A 16,689-nucleotide genomic window follows, 5' to 3' on the forward strand; every position below is an offset into this window, starting at 1 on the left:
AATTCAGATCAAGATGACCGCACGGAGCTCAACCCGCCGGCGGCACGCGCTCGCCAAAGATCGCGGAGCCGACGCGGACGTGCGTGGCGCCAAAGGCGATGGCCTGGTCGAAATCGCTGCTCATCCCCATCGAGAGCCCTGAAAGCCCGTTGCGCGCCGCCATCTTGGCGAGGAGCGCGAAATGGAGCGACGGCGTCTCCTCCACCGGCGGGATGCACATCAGCCCTTTGACCGGCAAGTCGAGCCCACGGCACTCGGCCACGAAGGCATCCACCTCAGCGGGCATGACGCCTGCCTTCTGCGCCTCCTCCCCGGTGTTCACCTGGATGAAGAGGTCCGGGCAGCTGCCCGTCTCTTGCGCGAGCCGCGCGAGCGTCGTGGCCAGCTTGGGGCGGTCGAGGGAATGGATCGCCTGCGCCAGCTCCATCGCCTGCCGGGCCTTGTTGGTCTGGAGGGGGCCGATGATGTGCAGGTCGACGTTGTCGAACTCCTGCCGGAAGTCCGGCCATTTGCCAGCCGCCTCCTGCACGCGGTTCTCGCCAAAGCTGCGGTGACCCTCTTCGAGCACGGCGCGCACGCGCTCGTTCGGCTGCACCTTGGAGACCGCAATCAGCGTCACGTCCGCCGGGTCGCGCCCTGCCTTCTCGCATGCCTCGGCCACCTTGGCCTGAATGTCAGCCAGCCCCATTGAGCGCCTCCCACACCTCGTCAAACGGTTTGAGCGCGTCGCCGTAGCGCTGCCATGCCTTGGCGCTCGATTTGTAGATCGGCTGACGCACTTGGTGGAGGCTCAGCGTCTTGACCGCAGCGCCGGATTCGTGCGGGCGCAGGCATGCGTCGTCCCATGGAAGACCTACTGCCTCGAGAAGGGCGCGGGTCTGCGCCTCGGGGTCAGCCACAAACGCCTCGTACTCGAGGTCGTAGGGCGCCTCGGGCAGGATCCCGCGCCAGTGCTCGATCGCCTGGTTAAAGTCATGGATGTAGCGCGCGATATCACCGAGATCGTTGGTGTAGCGGTGCGAATCCTCGACAAAGAGGTTGCGGTACATCGAGACGGCCACGTCGCGAGGATCGCGGTGGATCACCACCAACCGCGCCGCCGGCATGGCGTAGCGGATTGCGCCGAGTGCGCTGTGCACGTGCATGGTCTTGTCGACCGACGTGCTGCACGCCGCGCCAAGCTGGCGCTGCGCGTGGCGCATGTAGGCGCGGCGATACCCGTCGACCTTGTCCCCGGTCACCTGCGACAGCGGCGTGTAGTGCGGCGCCTTGCCCATCAGCACAGAGATGCCGCGCGTTGCAAAGGACGACTCACCGATGCTGCCGACCTGCGGGTGCGCAGCGAGCACGCGTTCGATCAATGTCGTCCCGCTGCGGGGCGTGCCGACGATGAATATCGGGCGGAAGCCGTCGGTGCTGTCCTCGCGCGACGGGAAGTCACGAACATCCTGCGCGTTGATCAGGTCCCAGATCTCTTTGTGCAGCGACGCGTATTTGAAGGGCCGGCGAGCGCGCTCGGTGCTGTTGGCGATGTCGAGATAGGGGAAGACCTGGTCGTGTTTCCCGAGATCCGACATGACCTTGGACAGGGCAAAGCCGAACTGGGCTCGGTGCATGGGGATGGTCTTGGGGGCCTTAACCGCCTTTATCATGGGGCGCAGCAGCGGGTCGTTGGGTTTGAGTTTTTCGGTGACGGTGATCATGCGGTAGAGGAACCCGTCATCGGGCTTCTTCTTGATCAGGCGCCGCAGCAGCTTGCCTGCCGCCTCGAACCGGCCGATGCGCTGCAGGAACAGCGCCTTTTCGGTGGACCACTGGATCGTGTCTGGCGTTTTCGCGATCAGTTGATCGAAGATGGCGGCGGCCTTGTCAAAGGCTCCGGTCGCCTCGTATGCGCCTGCGAGCGCCTTGAGCGTGGCGACGTTGCCGGACTGCAAGCGGTCCGCGTGCTCGAGGTGCTCGAGCGCTGTCTCATGTAGATTGAGGCGCGCGGCGATCACGCCCTGCATCAGCGCCACACTCGGCACATTCGGCGCCAGGTGCGCCAGGTCCTGAAATGCCTGCGCCGCACCATTAACGTCCCCGGTGTCGAGCTTGAGCTTGGCCGCGTCGAACATCTGGCTGAGCTGGGCGTGCGTCGGCTTGGCCATGCGGCTCTCCTGTGGGCGTGGGACTGTCGCAGTTCAATTGGCGCTGTTCAAACGGAAAAGAGCGGACCAATGGCCCGCTCTTCCCACCAAGTTCCGAGAGGAACTTAGAAGCTCATCGAGATACCCAGCGAGTACTGGTCGAAGCTGTCCGGGCCGCCGATGTCGTCCAGGTCGCTCGAGCCGTAGCCGAACTGAACCTGTGCGCCGCCGCCGAGGTCGTAGTCAACCGCGAGGCCGTAGCCCGACACGCTGTCGCCGTCCTGCTCGTACACACCGTAGTTGAAGCCGATGGTCAGCGCGTTCATCGCGTAGCCGAGGCCGATTGCGGTGTGGGTCAGGTCGTCGACGTTGTCGCCGGAGAACTGCGAGTAGTTCACAACCGCCTGCAGGCCGTTGTCGAACGTGGTGCTGAGCGAGATACCGTAGACGTCATCAAACGCGGTCACGACCGGAACACCGCCACCGTTGGACGATCCGAGCGTCACGGTGCCGCCGTCGGTGGTTTGGTAGCCGAGGCCAACGCCGAGCGACAGACCTGCCAGGTTTGCGGAGTAGGACACACCCACACCCCAGACCGGGTCGCCGTTGCCGGTGTCGTCGATTTCAGCCGACACGTGGCCGGTGAAGCCTTCGAAGGCATACGTGAAGCGCGCGACTTGGCCGTCGTAGGTGCCGTCGAAGCCGGAGTTGCCCGAGTAACCAACGTGCGCGGTGTGCGCGTCGTCGATCGAGCCGCCGATGCCGACTTCGGTCAGAGCCGCGTCGAATGCGCCGTCGGTGTCACCCATGGTCAGGGTTGCGCCGCCACCGGAGATCGCGATGGTTTCGCCGCCTTGGGTCGTGCCGGCGAATGCGCCGTTCTCGTCCAGGTCGACAGTCGCGGTGAACGACAGGCCGTTGTCGGTTTCACCCGACATGGAGAACGTCACGTCGATGTCCGTCCAGAATTGTGTTTCGTCGCCGTAAACGTCGCCGCCCACAACACCCATTTCGGCGGAGCCGGAGAGTGCGATGTCTGCGGAAGCGATACCGGCGGTTGCGACCAACGCTGTGGTTGCGAAAAGAACCGATTTCATAGTTTCCCTCATGTGTTCGTAAGGCACGTACCAAGCCGGTGCTCCGGCCTTGATGAAGGTTGTATGCTCACGCACCCCCAGACTTGGCAATGCGGACTGCCACAAGGGTGCCCAACAAGTGCCACAGTGATGCGCATTTGCCACAAGCCCCCGGACCACCCTGCCAAAGCGGCGAATTCCCGCCGTTTGCACAGTGGCTTGTCCCATTTCGCAGGGCGGTCTAATAGGAGTGAAGGCAGGCGTCTGCACGGAGCAGGGACATGATCGCAGCACTTCGCATTCCTCTTATGAGCCTTCTCGCGGCAGCCGTGCTTGCGGGGTGCGGTCCCAACTTTGCCGAACGCAGCAAGACCGCAGAAGAGCTGACGGACGAGGTGATCTACCAGGACCGCCGGCGCCCGCCCTCGCGTCTGCGCGACGTCCTCTTTAGCCGCACGGACCCGGCCAAGGTCGGCGGTGTGAACAAGTACCTGTGGAACGCCTCGCTCGAAGTCCTGAATTTCCTGCCGGTTCAATCGGTTGACCCGTTCACGGGCACGATCGTCACCGGTTACGGCACACCTCCGGGCACCGGCCGCGCCTACCGCGCGACGATCCTGATCAGCGATCCGGCGCTCGACGCCCGCTCGCTGAACCTCGCACTGCAGACCCGTTCGGGTCCGGTCAGCGTCGGCACCCAGCGCGCCGTCGAGGACGCCATCATGACCCGCGCGCGCCAGCTGCGCGACCGCGACAGCCGCTTTTAAGGTTTCACCTCAGGCCATGGGTTTCGGCGCCGGCAGCGTTGCGAGCCGGTGCACCCAGTCGACGTGCTGCGGCAGACAGGTCGAGCGCAGGTCGTAGTTCTTGACCACGAACGCCCGTGCTGCCTTGCCCATGGCCTCCCGCGCCTCGGGATCGTCCAGCAATCGGCACACTTTGTCCGTCAATGCGTCGGTGTCGAAGAAGTCCGTGAGCCAGCCGGTCTTGCCGTCCTCGATGACCTCTTTCACGGGCGCCGTGTCGCTTGCGACAATCGCCGCCTCGACGCTCATCGATTCCAAAAGCGACCAGCTCAGCACAAACGGATAGGTCAGGTAGACGTGGACCCGGCTCACCTGCTGCATCGCCATGAATGTCGGGTACGGCACGCGCCCCAGCATATGCACCCGCGCCCAGTCCGCGTCCGAGATCCGCGGCCGCACTTCGTCGATAAAGATCTGCTTCCACGTCTGCCCTTTTGGCGCGCTCGCCCCGTAGGACACCTCGTCCCCGCCCAGCATCACCACCTGTGCGCTCGGGCGGCGCCTCAGCAGGTCCGGCAGCGCCCGCATAAAGATGTGATAACCGCGGTACGGCTCGAGGTTGCGGTTGATGAAGGTGATGACTTCGTCGTCGCGCGTCAGCACCGGACCGTCCGGGATCTCGAGCCGCGCGTCGGGGTTTTGCACCAGCAGGTCCGTGTCGATCCCGTCATGCGCCACGGTGATCTTGTCGCGGAAGGGCTGGGGGAAGGTGTCGGCCTGGAACTTGGTCGGGGAAATCCCCGCGCTCGCCACCTCGAAATGCAGGCGGTTGTTGAGGTTCTTCATCCGAATGCGCACCGGGTCGAGCTCGGGTGCACGGCTCGGGAACTCCGGGTCAAAGTTCAGATGCGGCTCCTCGTCGAGGTGGTAAAGCTCGCAATAGAGCCCCAGCCGCGCTTCAGGCCAGACGTCCTTAAGGTAAAGGCTCTCCCCCCACCCGTGATGCGCGAGGATCACCGCGGGGTTCAGCCCCTTCTCCTTGAGCTGGCGGGCCGCCTTCATGCAGGAGAACCCGCGCACCACCTTGGTCTCGAAATCCGACACAAGCGGGTGGATGCCCTGCGTCGAGCCGCCCTCGATCTTGTAGGGGATCACCTGCACACCGTTCCACTTGGTCGGCTTATCAACCTTGGGGGTCAGCGCGACGACCATATGCCCGGCCTGCGCCAGCGCCGGGGCGAGGTGCTTGTACTGGCCGGGGAAATTCTGGTGAATGATCAGGATCTGCATCGACGGCGTGCCTTTTGTCGGGCTTTTGCTGCGGTGTAGCACCCCTGGCGCAAACCGCAAAGCGAGGCGCGCCACTGGACGCTGCACCGCGACCGCCGTATCACACCCCCGCGCAACCGACCGGAGCAGACAGATGGCCTACGACGCCACCACCCTCGAAGCGAAATGGCAGGCCACCTGGGCCGAGGCGGAGACCTTCAAAGCCGTCCGGGACGAGAGCAAGCCCAAGTATTACGTGCTCGAGATGTTCCCCTACCCGTCGGGCAACCTGCACATGGGTCACGTGCGCAACTACACGATGGGCGACGTGGTCGCGCGCTACAAGATTTCGACCGGGCACAACGTGCTGCACCCGATGGGGTTCGACGCCTTCGGCATGCCCGCCGAGAACGCGGCGATGGCGTCGGGCGGTCACCCCAAGGATTGGACCTACGCCAACATCGACACGATGGTGGGCCAGATGAAGCCGCTCGGCCTGTCGCTCGACTGGTCGCGCATGTTCGCCACCTGTGACCCCGAATACTACGGCCAGCAACAGGCGCTGTTTCTCGACTTTCTCGAGGCCGGCCTCGTCTACCGCAAGAACGCCGTGGTGAACTGGGACCCGGTCGACATGACCGTGCTCGCCAACGAGCAGGTGATCGACGGCAAGGGCTGGCGCTCGGGTGCCGAGGTCGAGCGTCGCGAGCTCACGCAGTGGTTCTTCAAAATCTCCGACATGTCGGGCGAGCTTCTCGACGCTCTGGACGGGCTCGAGGAGTGGCCCGCCAAGGTGCGCCTGATGCAAGAGAACTGGATTGGCAAATCGCGCGGTTTGCAGTTCGCCTTCTCCACCTCTGAAGCGCCTGAAGGGTTCGACCGGATCGAGGTCTACACGACCCGCCCGGACACGCTCATGGGCGCGTCCTTCGTCGGCATCTCGCCCGATCACCCACTCGCCAAACACCTCGAGGCACACGACTCAAAGGTCGCGGAGTTCTGCGCTGAGGCGCGCAAGGGCGGGACCACCGCCGAGGCTATCGAGACCGCACCCAAGCTGGGGTATGACACCGGCATCACCTGCCGCCATCCCTTTGACACGTCTTGGGAATTGCCGGTCTACATCGCGAACTTCATCCTGATGGACTACGGCACCGGAGCCATCTTCGGCTGCCCAGCGCACGACCAACGCGACTTTGACTTCGCCACGAAATACGGCCTGCCGATCATCCCGACTTTCCTGCCGTCCGAGGCGAGCTCCCCGGAGCTCGAAGAGGCGTTCGTCCCGACAAAGGCCGAAAAAGTCTGGTGGGTGCGCCCCATCAACTGGGAGCCCGAAACCACCGGCCAGGAGGCCATCGACGCGACCATCGACTTTTGTGAGGCAAACGGCGTCGGCCAGGGCGTCACGCAATACCGCCTGCGCGACTGGGGGCTCTCCCGCCAGCGCTACTGGGGCTGTCCGATCCCGGTCGTGCATTGCGACGCCTGCGGCGTTGTCCCGGAGAAAAAAGAGAACCTGCCCATCGCCCTGCCCTATGACAACGGCAACGAGGCGATCGACTTCTCGATCCCGGGCAACCCGCTCGACCGCCACCCCACGTGGCGCAATGTGCCCTGCCCCGCCTGCGGCAAACCCGCCAAGCGCGAGACGGACACGATGGACACGTTCGTCGATTCGTCCTGGTATTACGCCCGCTTCACCGCGCCGCGCGCCGAGACGCCGACCGACATGGACGACGCCAAATACTGGATGAACGTCGACCAGTATATCGGCGGGATCGAACACGCGATCCTGCACCTGCTCTACGCGCGTTTCTTCGCCCGCGCGATGCACATCACCGGCCACCTGCCCGAGACCGCCAAGGAACCCTTCGACGCGCTCTTCACCCAAGGCATGGTGACCCACGCGATCTACAAGACAACCGGCGCGGACGGACGGCCGAAATATCATTTCCCCGAGGACGTGACCCTGCGCGACGGCTCGGGCTTTCTCGCCGATGGAACGGAGGTGGAGATTGTCCCCTCCGCCAAGATGTCGAAATCCAAGAACAACGTGGTCAACCCGCTGGAGATCATCTCCAAATACGGCGCCGACACCGCGCGCTGGTTCGTGCTTTCCGACTCGCCGCCCGAACGGGACGTGGAATGGACGGCGTCGGGCGCCGAGGCCGCCAGCAAGCACCTCGCCCGCGTCTGGAACATCGGCGACCGGATCGCGAGACTGCCGTCCGAGGCGGCCTCCCCCGAAGCCGACGAGGCCCTCCTGCGCGAGATGCACAAGGCCATCCGCGACGTGACCGTCAACATCGAAAGCTTCGGGTTCAACGCCGCCATCGCCAAGCTCTACGCCTTCACCGCCACCTTGCAGAAATCCAAGGCTGGCAAGGACGCGCAGACCACCGCGATCAAGACGCTCGCGCAGCTCATGTCGCCCATGACCCCGCACCTGTCGGAGGAAATCTGGGCGCACCAGGGCGGCACGGGCCTTATCACCAACGCACCCTGGCCCATCGCTGACGAGGCCAAGCTGACCGAAGACAGCGTGACCCTCCCGATCCAGATCAACGGCAAACGCCGCGCGGAAATCAGCGTACCGGCAGACATGGACAAGGCCGAGGTTGAAAAGATCGCGCTTGCGCACGAGGCTGTCGCCAAGGCGCTGGGCGGGGGAGCGCCGAAAAAGGTGATCGTCGTCCCCGGCCGGATCGTGAACGTTGTCGTCTGACCTCAACTCCACCCGTCCCGGGCTCAACCCGGGACCTTGCAGCCCCTCCCGCCCCGGATGTGATCCGGGGCCTCTCACCCGACGTGCGCTGCTCTTGTCAGCCCTCGCAACCCTCACCGCCTGCGGCTTCACCCCCGTCTACGGCCCCACCGGCGCGGCCTCCTTCCTGCAAGGCAACGTTCTTACGGACGCACCCGCCTCCCGGCTCGACTACCTGCTCGTGCGCCGCATCGAAGAGCGGCTCGGACGCGCCAATGGCCCGGCCTACACCCTCTCGGTCGAGATCAGCACCGACAGCATCGGCATCGCGCAATCAGGCGGCGCCACCCGTGCGCAGCTGACCGGTACCGCCGCCTACGCGCTCAAGGCGATCGGGACAGGCGCCGTGCTGACGGACGGCACCGTCGAGAGCTTCACCGGCTATTCGACCACCGGCTCGACCGTCTCCGAACGCGCCGCGCAGCTCGACGCGCAGGAGCGGCTGATGACCATCCTCGCCGACCAGATCATCGACCAGCTGATCCTCGCCGCCCCCGACCTGCCACGATGAAGCTCAAGAGCCACGAGGTCTCCGCCTTCATCGCCAAACCGCCGACCACCGCGCCCGGCGCGCTGATCTACGGCGCCGACGCGATGCGGATCGCCCTCAAACGGCAGGAGATGCTCGCCGCCATGATTGGCCCGAACGCCGAAGAGGAGATGCGCCTCACCCGCATGTCCGGCGCCGACGTGCGCAAGGACCCGGCCCAGGTGCTCGACGCCATCAAGGCGCAAGGTTTTTTCCCCGGTCCCCGCGCTGTCTTTGTCGAAGAGGCGAACAACACCACGACCGACGCATTGAAGGCCGCCTTGGGTGAGTGGCAGGCCGGGGACGCGCAGATCGTGGTGACCGCCGGGATGCTCACGCCCGCGTCTTCCTTGCGCAAGCTCTTCGAGGGGCACAAGGCCGCCGCCTGCCTGCCGATCTACGACGATCCCATGGGGCGGGACGACATCGAGAACGCGCTGCGCAAGGCCGGGCTTGCGCTGCCGGACCGCGAGGTGATGGGTCATCTGACCGCCCTCGCGCTCGAGCTCGAGCCCGGCGATTTCCGCCAAACCCTCGAAAAGCTCAGCCTCTACAAGCGCGGTGATGCAGCGCCCATCAGCTCGGACGACATCGCCGCCTGCGCACCCACCTCGACCGAAGGCGATATCGACGACCTCCTCGCCGTCGTCGGCGACGCACGTGTGCAAGAGATCGGACCCATGCTGCGCAAACTGACGGCGCAAGGCGTGAACCCCACAACTCTCACCATTGGCGCGACGCGCCACTTCCGCACGCTGCACGGCGTGGCAGCAGGGGCAAATGTGCGCCTGCCCGGCAATTTCAAGGTCAAGGAGCGCCTCCAGCGTCAGGCCCGCACGTGGGGCGCGTTCAAGCTGGAGCAGGCCCTTTCGGTGCTCACCGACACGGACCTCGCCCTCCGCTCCGCCGGGCAGACCGCGCCGCAGATGGCGATGGTCGAACGCGCGCTCATCCGGCTGGCGATGCTGGGGCGCCCGTAGGATGGGTGATCTCACCCATCGCGGCTTGTAGCTACTTGGTGAAAAGCGCGATGGTCTCGGCCCGCGTCAGCTTTTTTGTATCCCCTGCAAAGGCATACCCATCGGCCTTGCAGTCGAAATAGATCTCGTCCGTCAGCGCCACGGCCGACTGGTCATCCAGCGTGCCAAACCCAAAGTGAAAATCGCCCTCCATCGGTCGTGGCGCGGTCACGCGGTAGAACAAAGTGCCGCCGCACGCCGCGCAAAACCCCCGCTCCGCCCAGTGCGACGAGCGCCAGACCTGCGGCGTGCCTTGGGTGAAGGTCACCGCGTCGCCTTTCGCCTCGATACTCATAAAGACACCGCCCGACCAGCGCCGGCAGGTCTCGCAATGGCACGCGCCCGTGCGGGTGATCTCCGCGTCGATGCGGTAGCGCACCGCGCCGCAAGCGCATCCTCCGGTCCGTGATCTCATGACACATCTCCTTCTTTTGAGACCCAGCCTACCGTGCGCTCCTGTCAAATCCAGTCAGCACGTCTCGGCTCTGCTCAGGTGTGACCGGTCGGAACAATCGTCCACGCCGCCTTGCGCAGACGGACAATTTTTCCGATCCTCGCGCGCAAAGGAGAGCGAACATGCCGAACGACCACGACTTCAGCATTGCCCCCGAGGTGACCGGCTTCTTTGACCCGGCCACCAACACGATCTCTTACGTGGTGCAGGACCCCAGCTCGACCGCCTGTGCGGTGATCGACCCGGTTATGGACATCGACTACGCCGCCGGGCGGATCACGCATGAAAGCTCTGACCGGATGATCGCCTTCATCCGCGAGCACGGCCTGACGCTCGAATGGGTGATCGAGACCCACGTGCACGCCGATCACCTCTCGGGCGCGCCCTACATTCAAGACCAGCTGGGCGGACAGATCGGGATCGGCGCGCAGATCACCGAGGTGCAGGAGGTCTTTGGCAAGGTCTTCAACGAGGGCACCGAGTTCCAGCGCGACGGCTCCCAGTTCGACCGGCTTTTCGTGGACGGGGATACTTACACGGTCGGCGGGATGAAGTGCTTTGCGATGCACACGCCCGGCCACACGCCCGCCTGCATGGTGCACGTGATGGGCGATGCGGCCTTTGCGGGCGATACGCTCTTCATGCCCGACGGCGGCTCTGCGCGCTGCGATTTTCCCGGTGGCTCGGCGGAGCAGCTTTACGACTCGATCCAAAAGGTGCTTTTGCTGCCAGACGAGGTGCGGCTCTTTATCTGCCACGACTACGGCCCCGGCGGACGGCAGATCGCGTGGGAGACGACCATCGGCGCGCAGAAGGCGGAGAACATCCACGTCGGCCAAGGGCGGTCCAAGGAAGACTTCGTCAAGTTCCGCACCGAGCGCGACGCGCAGCTCTCGATGCCAAAGCTGATCATCCCCGCGCTGCAGGTGAACATGCGCGCGGGGGAAGTGCCGAAGGATGCCGCGGGCAGTCCGATGCTCAAGGTGCCGGTGAACGGGCTTTAGGGCTACGTACCGTTCATACAACACCGACAGATGTTCACGCGCCGTCCCGCAGGGGTGGCGCAATCGCGCCGCCCGTTTTGCCGAAGGCCAACCTCCGATTTGACGGGGGCGGGTCGGCTCGGCCTGACAGTGCCTGTCAGGCGAGTGCTTTGAACCGTGCGGGTACATTCAAAAAAGGCCCCGGCAAACTGCCGAGGCCCTGGCGTCAGGCTGTAGCTCTACGCCGAAACGCAGCGGATCAGTTTACTGCTTTGGCGTCCACCACGTCGGTTTCCACGGCGGGGCGGGACGCGATCTCGATCCGGCGCGGTTTCAGCGCCTCGGGGATCTCGCGCTCCAGCTCGATGTGCAGCATCCCGTCGACATGGGACGCACCCGTCACCTTCACGTGGTCTGCGAGGTGGAAACGGCGCTCAAACGCGCGGGTGGCGATACCGCGGTGCAGGAACGTGCGGTCCTTGGCCTCGTCCGACTTGCGGGCAGAGACGACAAGCGCGCGCTCTTTCACCTCGACCGACAGGTCAGCTTCGGAGAAGCCGGCCACCGCGATCGAGATGCGGTACGCGTCGTCCGCGGTCTTTTCGATGTTGTAGGGCGGGTAGCTCTGCGTGCCGGCATCACCAGCCAGAACACGGTCCATCAGGTCGGCCATCTGGTCGAAACCGACAGTGGCACGATAGAGCGGAGACAGATCAAAATTTCGCATGGGGTCATCCTCCAGTGAGCGATAACAAAGTGCGCCCTCCCACCATGGGACGGGCTTTTGTGGGTCCCAGGCCCGATCGTTCAGCGCCTGGTGAAGTGTATTTGGGAAAGCCCTTTGCGGGTTTCAAGAGGGAGAGGTTGCAGAGCTTTCGAGCAGTATTTGTATATCAGAAACATATATTTATACTAAGGTGCCTCAAAACCTGGTACATTCCAAACGGACATGCATGCGCCGGCCGTTTTGCCGAAGGCAAACCTTCGGTTTGACGGGGGCGGGTCATGCCGGAGGCATGCCTTCGGCATGACGCGGCCTGACAGTGCCTGTCAGGCGGGCGCCCTAATTTAAGGCAAGGTGTATCTGGTTGAGGCTTGCGTACCTTTAGCGCTCAGGGCCGCACGAACTTCGCGCCGGATGTGTTGCGTCCACCGACCTGAACGCGCTTGGCGGTCACGCCGGTGCTCTGCAGGCCGCGCCCTTCGAGGAGTTCGGTTTGCAGGATCGGCAACGCCCCTTCGAGCGTGCTTGCCAACGACACAGGCTGGCCCTGCGCCTCCGCCTTGGCGGAGACCACCGACACGATGCGCGGCGCGCCATTTGCAAAGCTGAACACGGGAGAGCCCGAGGCGCCGAAGTCCACGTCGCAGGACATCACCAAAACGCCGGCCTGGCGCGCCATCACGGTGCACACGTCCTGCATGGAGGGCGCTTCGGCGCGGTTCAGCGCGTAGCTGACCACCCCGACCCGATCGCCCGCGCGTGCGCGGCGCGCCGTCAGGAAGGGCTGGACCTCGCTTGTGCGGATTGGCCGGTCGAGCTCCAGAAGAGCCAGATCGTTGCGCACCCGCTCGGCTCGGACCGCCGCGTCAAAGACATACTCGGGATGCGTGACCGCGCGGGCCACGTTGCGGTAGGCCGAGGCGCGGCCATTGCGCCAGCCTGCCAGAAACTCGATCTGGCCGGGGTCGATGCTTTGCCCCGAGGCCCGGTCGAACAGGCAATGTGCCGCCGTCAGCACGAGGTCCGGCGCGATCAGCGATCCGGTGCAGAACGCCGCGCCTCCGAGGTTGAGGCGGCCAACCGCCTCCCACCCGCGACTGTCGTCGCCCGTGTCGAGCCGGCGCAGCGGAGCGTCCTCGGCCATGGCAAGGCTGGCCAGGCACCACAGCCCGGCAATCATGCTCACCAATTTGCGCATAAACGCTCCATTGTCCCTCAGCCTGATCGGGTATCGGCAGAGTGCGGCGAAAATAGGGCAGTGCGGTCCGGGTCAGGAGATGACACGCGGGTGCGGGTTGCCTAGGCTCGCGGCATGTGGCGGCGGCTCCTTTTGTCGGTGATGTTCGTGATTGCGCTCCTCTGGGCGCTCAACACGTCGCTGTGGATCGCGCCTCCGCCGGGCGAGGCGCGGCTCATCGCGCACAGGGGCGTGCACCAGACCTATGCCGGGCCTCCGCCGGTCCGGGACACCTGCACCGCGACCCCGATCACACCCGTCACGCATGGGTTCATCGAGAACACGCTGCCGTCGATGCAGGCCGCCTTTGACGCGGGCGCGGACGTGATCGAGCTCGACATCCACCTGACGCCGGACAACGTCTTTGCCGTGTTCCACGACTGGACGATCGACTGCCGGACCGAAGGCACCGGCCAGACCAACCGGACACCGTGGGAGACGCTGGCACGGCTCGACGTCGGGTATCGGTATTCCGAGGACGGCACGTCCTTTCCCCTGCGCGGCAGCGGAGTGGGTCTGATGCCGCGGCTCGAGGAGGTGTTCACCACGTTTCCCGAACGCAGGTTCCTGATCAACTTCAAGAGCGACGACCCGAACGAAGGTGCAGCCCTCGTCGATCTTTTGCGCGCAAACCCCGGCTGGCGCGCGCAGGTCTGGGCGATCTACGGCGGAGAACGGCCCGCGCGGGTCGTGACCGATGCCTTCCCCGAGATCAAAACGTTCAGCCGCGCGTCCATCCAGGCCTGCGGCCTGCGCTACATCGCCCTCGGGTGGACCAGCTACGTGCCGGAGGCGTGCCGCGGCACGATACTGGCGCTGCCGATCGACGTGGCGCCTTTCGTCTGGGGCTGGCCGCGCCGGTTCGAACGGCGCATGGCCGCACATGGCACAGAGCTCCTGCTGCTTGGCCCGATGGAACAGGGCTCGACCGCCGGCATTGACACGCCTGCACAGCTAACGCAGGTCCCGGACGGGTTCGCAGGCTGGGTGTGGACCGACCGGGCCGAGGTCGTGGGACCGCTGCTGCGCTAGATTCGGTAACCTTGACCCTTACTCATTCGAATCCGATATGCACGCGCCGCCCCATGGGGGCGGGTCGGCGCGACCTGACGTTTCCGTCAGGCGAGCGCTCCAATTTAAGGCAAGGTGAATCAGGCTTAAGGTTGTTGCGTGCTCAAAACGCTACGCACCGTCCCGCAGCGCCCGCGGCTTAGGCCCACCCGTCGCCCAGTCCAGCAGCTCGACCGTGTGCACCACCGGCACACCCGTCCTTGAGCCGATCTGCATCATGCAGCCGATGTTGCCCGCCGCGATCACGTCCGGCGCCTTGGCCTCCAGCGTCTCAACCTTGCGCGCCTTGAGCTGGCCCGAAATCTCGGGCTGCATCAGGTTGTACGTCCCCGCCGAGCCACAGCAGAGGTACGGATCCTTCGGCTCGACAACCTCGAAGCCTGCCCTCTTGAGCAGGGTCTTGGGATGCATCTTGATCTGCTGGCCGTGCTGCAGCGAACAGGCGGCGTGGTAGGCAACCCGCAGGCCCGTCCCGCTGGCGTCCTGCGACCAAATCTGGGGTGCATCCGTGCCGGCAATCGCGCCTTTGGCGGGAGCAGGCTCCGCGCTTGGCGCCTCCCCCGGCATCAACTCCATCAGCACTTCGCTCACGTCCTTGGCGCTACCGGAAACCCGCGCGGCGTCCTCGGCGAGCGGATCATTGCGGAACATGTGTCCGTAATCCTTGACCGTCGTGCCGCAGCCGGAGGTGTTGATGACGATGGCGTCGAGCCCGTCCGCGTCCATCTCCCGCACCCAGGCGCGGATGTTGGCAGCTGCCGAGCCGTGGCTCTCCGCCGTCTTGCCCATGTGGTGCGTGAGCGCGCCGCAACAGCCCGCGCCCTCGGCCACCACCACCTCCGCGCCAAGCCGCGTGAGCAGGCGGATGGTTGCATCGTTGATGTCCGTGTTCAGCGCCTTCTGCGCGCAGCCCGTCATCAGCGCCACGCGCATCTTGCGCTGCGGTACGGCAAAGGTCTGCGGGTCGTCGTTGCGGCTGACCGGCGGGATGTGCTTTGGCGCCATGTCGAGCATCGCACGCAGCCGCGCGTCCGGCACCAGCGCGCGGAACGGGCGTCCCATCTTGGCGAAAAAGAGCGCCACGCGGAACCGCATCGGGTGCGGCAGCACGCGCGCCAGCACCCAGCGCAGCGCGCGGTCCGACCACGGCCGGTCATAATGCTCCTCGATATACTCCCGCGCGTAATCGACGAGGTGCATGTAATGCACCCCCGACGGACAGGTCGTCATGCACGCCAGGCACGACAGGCAGCGATCGACGTGTTTGACGGTCTTCTCGTCCGGTTTGCGCCCCTGTTCGAGCATGTCCTTGATCAGGTAAATCCGCCCGCGCGGACTGTCGAGCTCGTCGCCCAGCACCTGATAGGTTGGGCAGGTCGCGGTGCAGAACCCGCAGTGCACGCAGGTCCGCAGCACCTCGTTCGAGCGCTGGATCGCCGGGTCGGTGAGTTGCTCTGGCGTAAAAGTCGTCTGCATCGTGTCGCCCGTCCCGGACTGGATCCGGGACCCTCCCAAAAAGGTAAAGAAAAGGCCCCGGATCAGGTCCGGGGCACGGATCGCTATGCCATCAATCCAGGGTTCAGAACTCCGCGGGGATCGAACTTGTCTCTCAGGCCCGCCTCCAGCCGGCCCACGCCGAACTTCGCCGGGTGGAATGCCGCTGCCGCACCCCTGAGGCACGTCGCATGGCCCGGCACGCTGAGCGCCGCGCGCACATCGTGACCTGCCGCGACCCGCGCCCAGATCAGACCGCCGCCCCAATCCAGCAGCATGGCCTTAGCATCAAGCGCTGCCACGACCGAGGGCGCATCTGACGGACGCACGGAAATGCGCCACAGATCCCCTTCGGCACCGGCGACTGCCTTGGCATCCCGCACCCATCGCCAGTCTGCCGCGATTTTGGCCGGATCATCTTCGATCACCGCGCCGCGCCCGATCAGCCGTGCCACCTCCGCCGCGCGATAGGCCACCTGCGCCTCGAACCCCTCGACCCGCAGCATCGTGACCGGCGCGCCACCTGCACCCACAGGCGCATGCGCCGCACCCGTCACCTCATAGGGAGAGCCCAGCCCCGCGCTCATCACAGGAACAGCCTCGGCCACGTCCAGACCGTTGATCAACACGCCGGCCCGCGTCTTGGGTGCTGGTAGCACTTTGAGCGACACCTCCGTCAGGACGCCAAGCGTGCCCCAGGACCCGCACAACAGCTTGACCAGATCGTAGCCGGTGACGTTCTTCATCACCCGGCCGCCGTTCTTGATGATCTCGCCCGACCCATCGACAAACCGCACGCCCAGCGCAAAATCCCGCGCCGCACCCGCCACCACGCGCCGCGGCCCGCTCGCGTTCGCCGCAAAGACCCCGCCAATCGTCGAGACCCCTTCGCTGCGAAGCACCGCGCGCAAATCACGCGGCTCGAACGCCAACCCCTGCCCCTCGGCAGCAACCACCGCCTCGATCTCTTCCAGCGGCGTGCCCGCCCCGGCAACCAGCGTCAAAGCACCCGGCTCATAGAGCGTCACACCGCTCAGCCCGCCCGTCTCGAGAACGTCTCCGTCGACACACCCAATCGACCGCGTCCCACCGCCAACGATCCGCAAAGGACCCCTCGCAGCACGCAACATCTCGGACAGCTCACTTTCGCTCTCTGGTCGCAGCATCGTCTCTTCTTCTGGCTGAAAATAT

General features: G+C 65.2%; 15 protein-coding genes. 6 read left to right on the forward strand and 9 right to left on the reverse strand.

Annotated elements, in window-relative coordinates; all coding sequences use genetic code 11:
- Positions 1–28 precede the first annotated feature (28 nt).
- The 3 genes from ACU0B3_RS06300 to ACU0B3_RS06310 all read right to left on the reverse strand — a co-directional run bounded on the left by ACU0B3_RS06300 (position 29) and on the right by ACU0B3_RS06310 (position 3,226).
- On the reverse strand, positions 29–688 hold the full coding sequence (locus ACU0B3_RS06300) for a YggS family pyridoxal phosphate-dependent enzyme (protein ID WP_446259975.1): 660 nt from the start codon (positions 686–688) through the stop codon (positions 29–31).
- Entirely contained in the window at positions 675–2,150 is a 1,476-nt protein-coding gene (locus ACU0B3_RS06305) for a tetratricopeptide repeat-containing sulfotransferase family protein (RefSeq protein WP_446259976.1), read from the reverse strand. Before ACU0B3_RS06305 ends, ACU0B3_RS06300 begins: the two co-directional genes overlap by 14 nt.
- Positions 2,151–2,254: 104 nt before the next feature.
- Positions 2,255–3,226, reverse strand: a complete 972-nt coding sequence (locus tag ACU0B3_RS06310; protein WP_446259977.1) for a porin — start codon at positions 3,224–3,226, stop codon at positions 2,255–2,257.
- 260 nt (positions 3,227–3,486) lie between these two features.
- Here ACU0B3_RS06310 and ACU0B3_RS06315 point away from each other — a divergent pair, with 260 nt between their 5' ends.
- A complete protein-coding gene (locus tag ACU0B3_RS06315; RefSeq protein ID WP_446259978.1) occupies positions 3,487–3,972 on the forward strand; it encodes a DUF3576 domain-containing protein in 486 nt (161 codons plus the stop codon).
- Positions 3,973–3,981: 9 nt separating this feature from the next.
- On the opposite strand, the gene ACU0B3_RS06320 is transcribed toward ACU0B3_RS06315, so the two are convergent.
- Positions 3,982–5,241 carry a glycosyltransferase gene (locus ACU0B3_RS06320; RefSeq protein ID WP_446259979.1) on the reverse strand — a complete coding sequence of 420 codons (1,260 nt, stop codon included), beginning with the start codon at positions 5,239–5,241 and terminating at the stop codon, positions 3,982–3,984.
- A 133-nt stretch (positions 5,242–5,374) separates the two neighbouring features.
- On the opposite strand from ACU0B3_RS06320, the gene leuS reads away from it, so the two are divergent.
- The 3 genes from leuS to holA all read left to right on the forward strand — a co-directional run bounded on the left by leuS (position 5,375) and on the right by holA (position 9,496).
- Positions 5,375–7,948 (forward strand): leucine--tRNA ligase, encoded by a 2,574-nt coding sequence (gene leuS, locus ACU0B3_RS06325; protein ID WP_446259980.1) that lies wholly within the window; start codon positions 5,375–5,377, stop codon positions 7,946–7,948.
- 94 nt (positions 7,949–8,042) lie between these two features.
- Positions 8,043–8,498 carry an LPS assembly lipoprotein LptE gene (gene lptE / locus ACU0B3_RS06330; RefSeq protein WP_446259981.1) on the forward strand — a complete coding sequence of 152 codons (456 nt, stop codon included), beginning with the start codon at positions 8,043–8,045 and terminating at the stop codon, positions 8,496–8,498.
- Entirely contained in the window at positions 8,495–9,496 is a 1,002-nt protein-coding gene (holA, locus tag ACU0B3_RS06335; protein ID WP_446259982.1) for a DNA polymerase III subunit delta, read from the forward strand. Before lptE ends, holA begins: the two co-directional genes overlap by 4 nt.
- A 31-nt stretch (positions 9,497–9,527) precedes the next feature.
- Here holA and ACU0B3_RS06340 read toward each other — a convergent pair whose 3' ends face one another.
- Entirely contained in the window at positions 9,528–9,950 is a 423-nt protein-coding gene (locus ACU0B3_RS06340) for a GFA family protein (RefSeq protein WP_446259983.1), read from the reverse strand.
- Positions 9,951–10,111: 161 nt separating this feature from the next.
- Here ACU0B3_RS06340 and ACU0B3_RS06345 point away from each other — a divergent pair, with 161 nt between their 5' ends.
- Complete coding sequence (locus ACU0B3_RS06345; RefSeq protein ID WP_446259984.1) at positions 10,112–10,993, forward strand: MBL fold metallo-hydrolase; 882 nt, start codon at positions 10,112–10,114, stop codon at positions 10,991–10,993.
- Positions 10,994–11,231: 238 nt separating this feature from the next.
- On the opposite strand, the gene ACU0B3_RS06350 is transcribed toward ACU0B3_RS06345, so the two are convergent.
- Both ACU0B3_RS06350 and ACU0B3_RS06355 read right to left on the reverse strand, forming a co-directional pair.
- Complete coding sequence (locus tag ACU0B3_RS06350) at positions 11,232–11,699, reverse strand: Hsp20 family protein (protein ID WP_446259985.1); 468 nt, start codon at positions 11,697–11,699, stop codon at positions 11,232–11,234.
- Between the two features lie 385 nt (positions 11,700–12,084).
- Entirely contained in the window at positions 12,085–12,894 is an 810-nt protein-coding gene (locus ACU0B3_RS06355; protein ID WP_446259986.1) for a trypsin-like serine peptidase, read from the reverse strand.
- Positions 12,895–13,008: 114 nt separating this feature from the next.
- Between ACU0B3_RS06355 and ACU0B3_RS06360 the strand changes: the two genes are divergently transcribed.
- Positions 13,009–13,965 carry a glycerophosphodiester phosphodiesterase family protein gene (locus tag ACU0B3_RS06360; protein WP_446259987.1) on the forward strand — a complete coding sequence of 319 codons (957 nt, stop codon included), beginning with the start codon at positions 13,009–13,011 and terminating at the stop codon, positions 13,963–13,965.
- 150 nt (positions 13,966–14,115) lie between these two features.
- Here the strand turns inward: ACU0B3_RS06360 and glcF are convergent, their stop codons facing one another.
- Complete coding sequence (gene glcF, locus ACU0B3_RS06365) at positions 14,116–15,480, reverse strand: glycolate oxidase subunit GlcF (RefSeq protein WP_446259988.1); 1,365 nt, start codon at positions 15,478–15,480, stop codon at positions 14,116–14,118.
- A gap of 83 nt (positions 15,481–15,563) precedes the next feature.
- A complete protein-coding gene (locus tag ACU0B3_RS06370) occupies positions 15,564–16,661 on the reverse strand; it encodes an FAD-binding protein (RefSeq protein WP_446260209.1) in 1,098 nt (365 codons plus the stop codon).
- Between the last annotated feature and the right edge of the window lie 28 nt (positions 16,662–16,689).

The sequence above is a fragment of the Pseudaestuariivita sp. genome, assembly GCF_052825805.1.

Bases quoted from the DNA above. Each gene is read 5' to 3' on its own strand.
- holA (WP_446259982.1), top strand. From the start codon at position 8,495: ATGAAGCTCAAGAGCCACGAGGTCTCCGCCTTCATCGCCAAACCGCCG.
- ACU0B3_RS06360 (WP_446259987.1), top strand. From the start codon at position 13,009: ATGTGGCGGCGGCTCCTTTTGTCGGTGATGTTCGTGATTGCGCTCCTC.
- leuS (WP_446259980.1), top strand. From the start codon at position 5,375: ATGGCCTACGACGCCACCACCCTCGAAGCGAAATGGCAGGCCACCTGG.
- glcF (WP_446259988.1), bottom strand. From the start codon at position 15,480: ATGCAGACGACTTTTACGCCAGAGCAACTCACCGACCCGGCGATCCAG.
- ACU0B3_RS06305 (WP_446259976.1), bottom strand. From the start codon at position 2,150: ATGGCCAAGCCGACGCACGCCCAGCTCAGCCAGATGTTCGACGCGGCC.
- ACU0B3_RS06355 (WP_446259986.1), bottom strand. From the start codon at position 12,894: ATGCGCAAATTGGTGAGCATGATTGCCGGGCTGTGGTGCCTGGCCAGC.
- ACU0B3_RS06310 (WP_446259977.1), bottom strand. From the start codon at position 3,226: ATGAAATCGGTTCTTTTCGCAACCACAGCGTTGGTCGCAACCGCCGGT.
- ACU0B3_RS06320 (WP_446259979.1), bottom strand. From the start codon at position 5,241: ATGCAGATCCTGATCATTCACCAGAATTTCCCCGGCCAGTACAAGCAC.
- ACU0B3_RS06315 (WP_446259978.1), top strand. From the start codon at position 3,487: ATGATCGCAGCACTTCGCATTCCTCTTATGAGCCTTCTCGCGGCAGCC.
- ACU0B3_RS06340 (WP_446259983.1), bottom strand. From the start codon at position 9,950: ATGAGATCACGGACCGGAGGATGCGCTTGCGGCGCGGTGCGCTACCGC.
- ACU0B3_RS06345 (WP_446259984.1), top strand. From the start codon at position 10,112: ATGCCGAACGACCACGACTTCAGCATTGCCCCCGAGGTGACCGGCTTC.
- ACU0B3_RS06350 (WP_446259985.1), bottom strand. From the start codon at position 11,699: ATGCGAAATTTTGATCTGTCTCCGCTCTATCGTGCCACTGTCGGTTTC.
- ACU0B3_RS06300 (WP_446259975.1), bottom strand. From the start codon at position 688: ATGGGGCTGGCTGACATTCAGGCCAAGGTGGCCGAGGCATGCGAGAAG.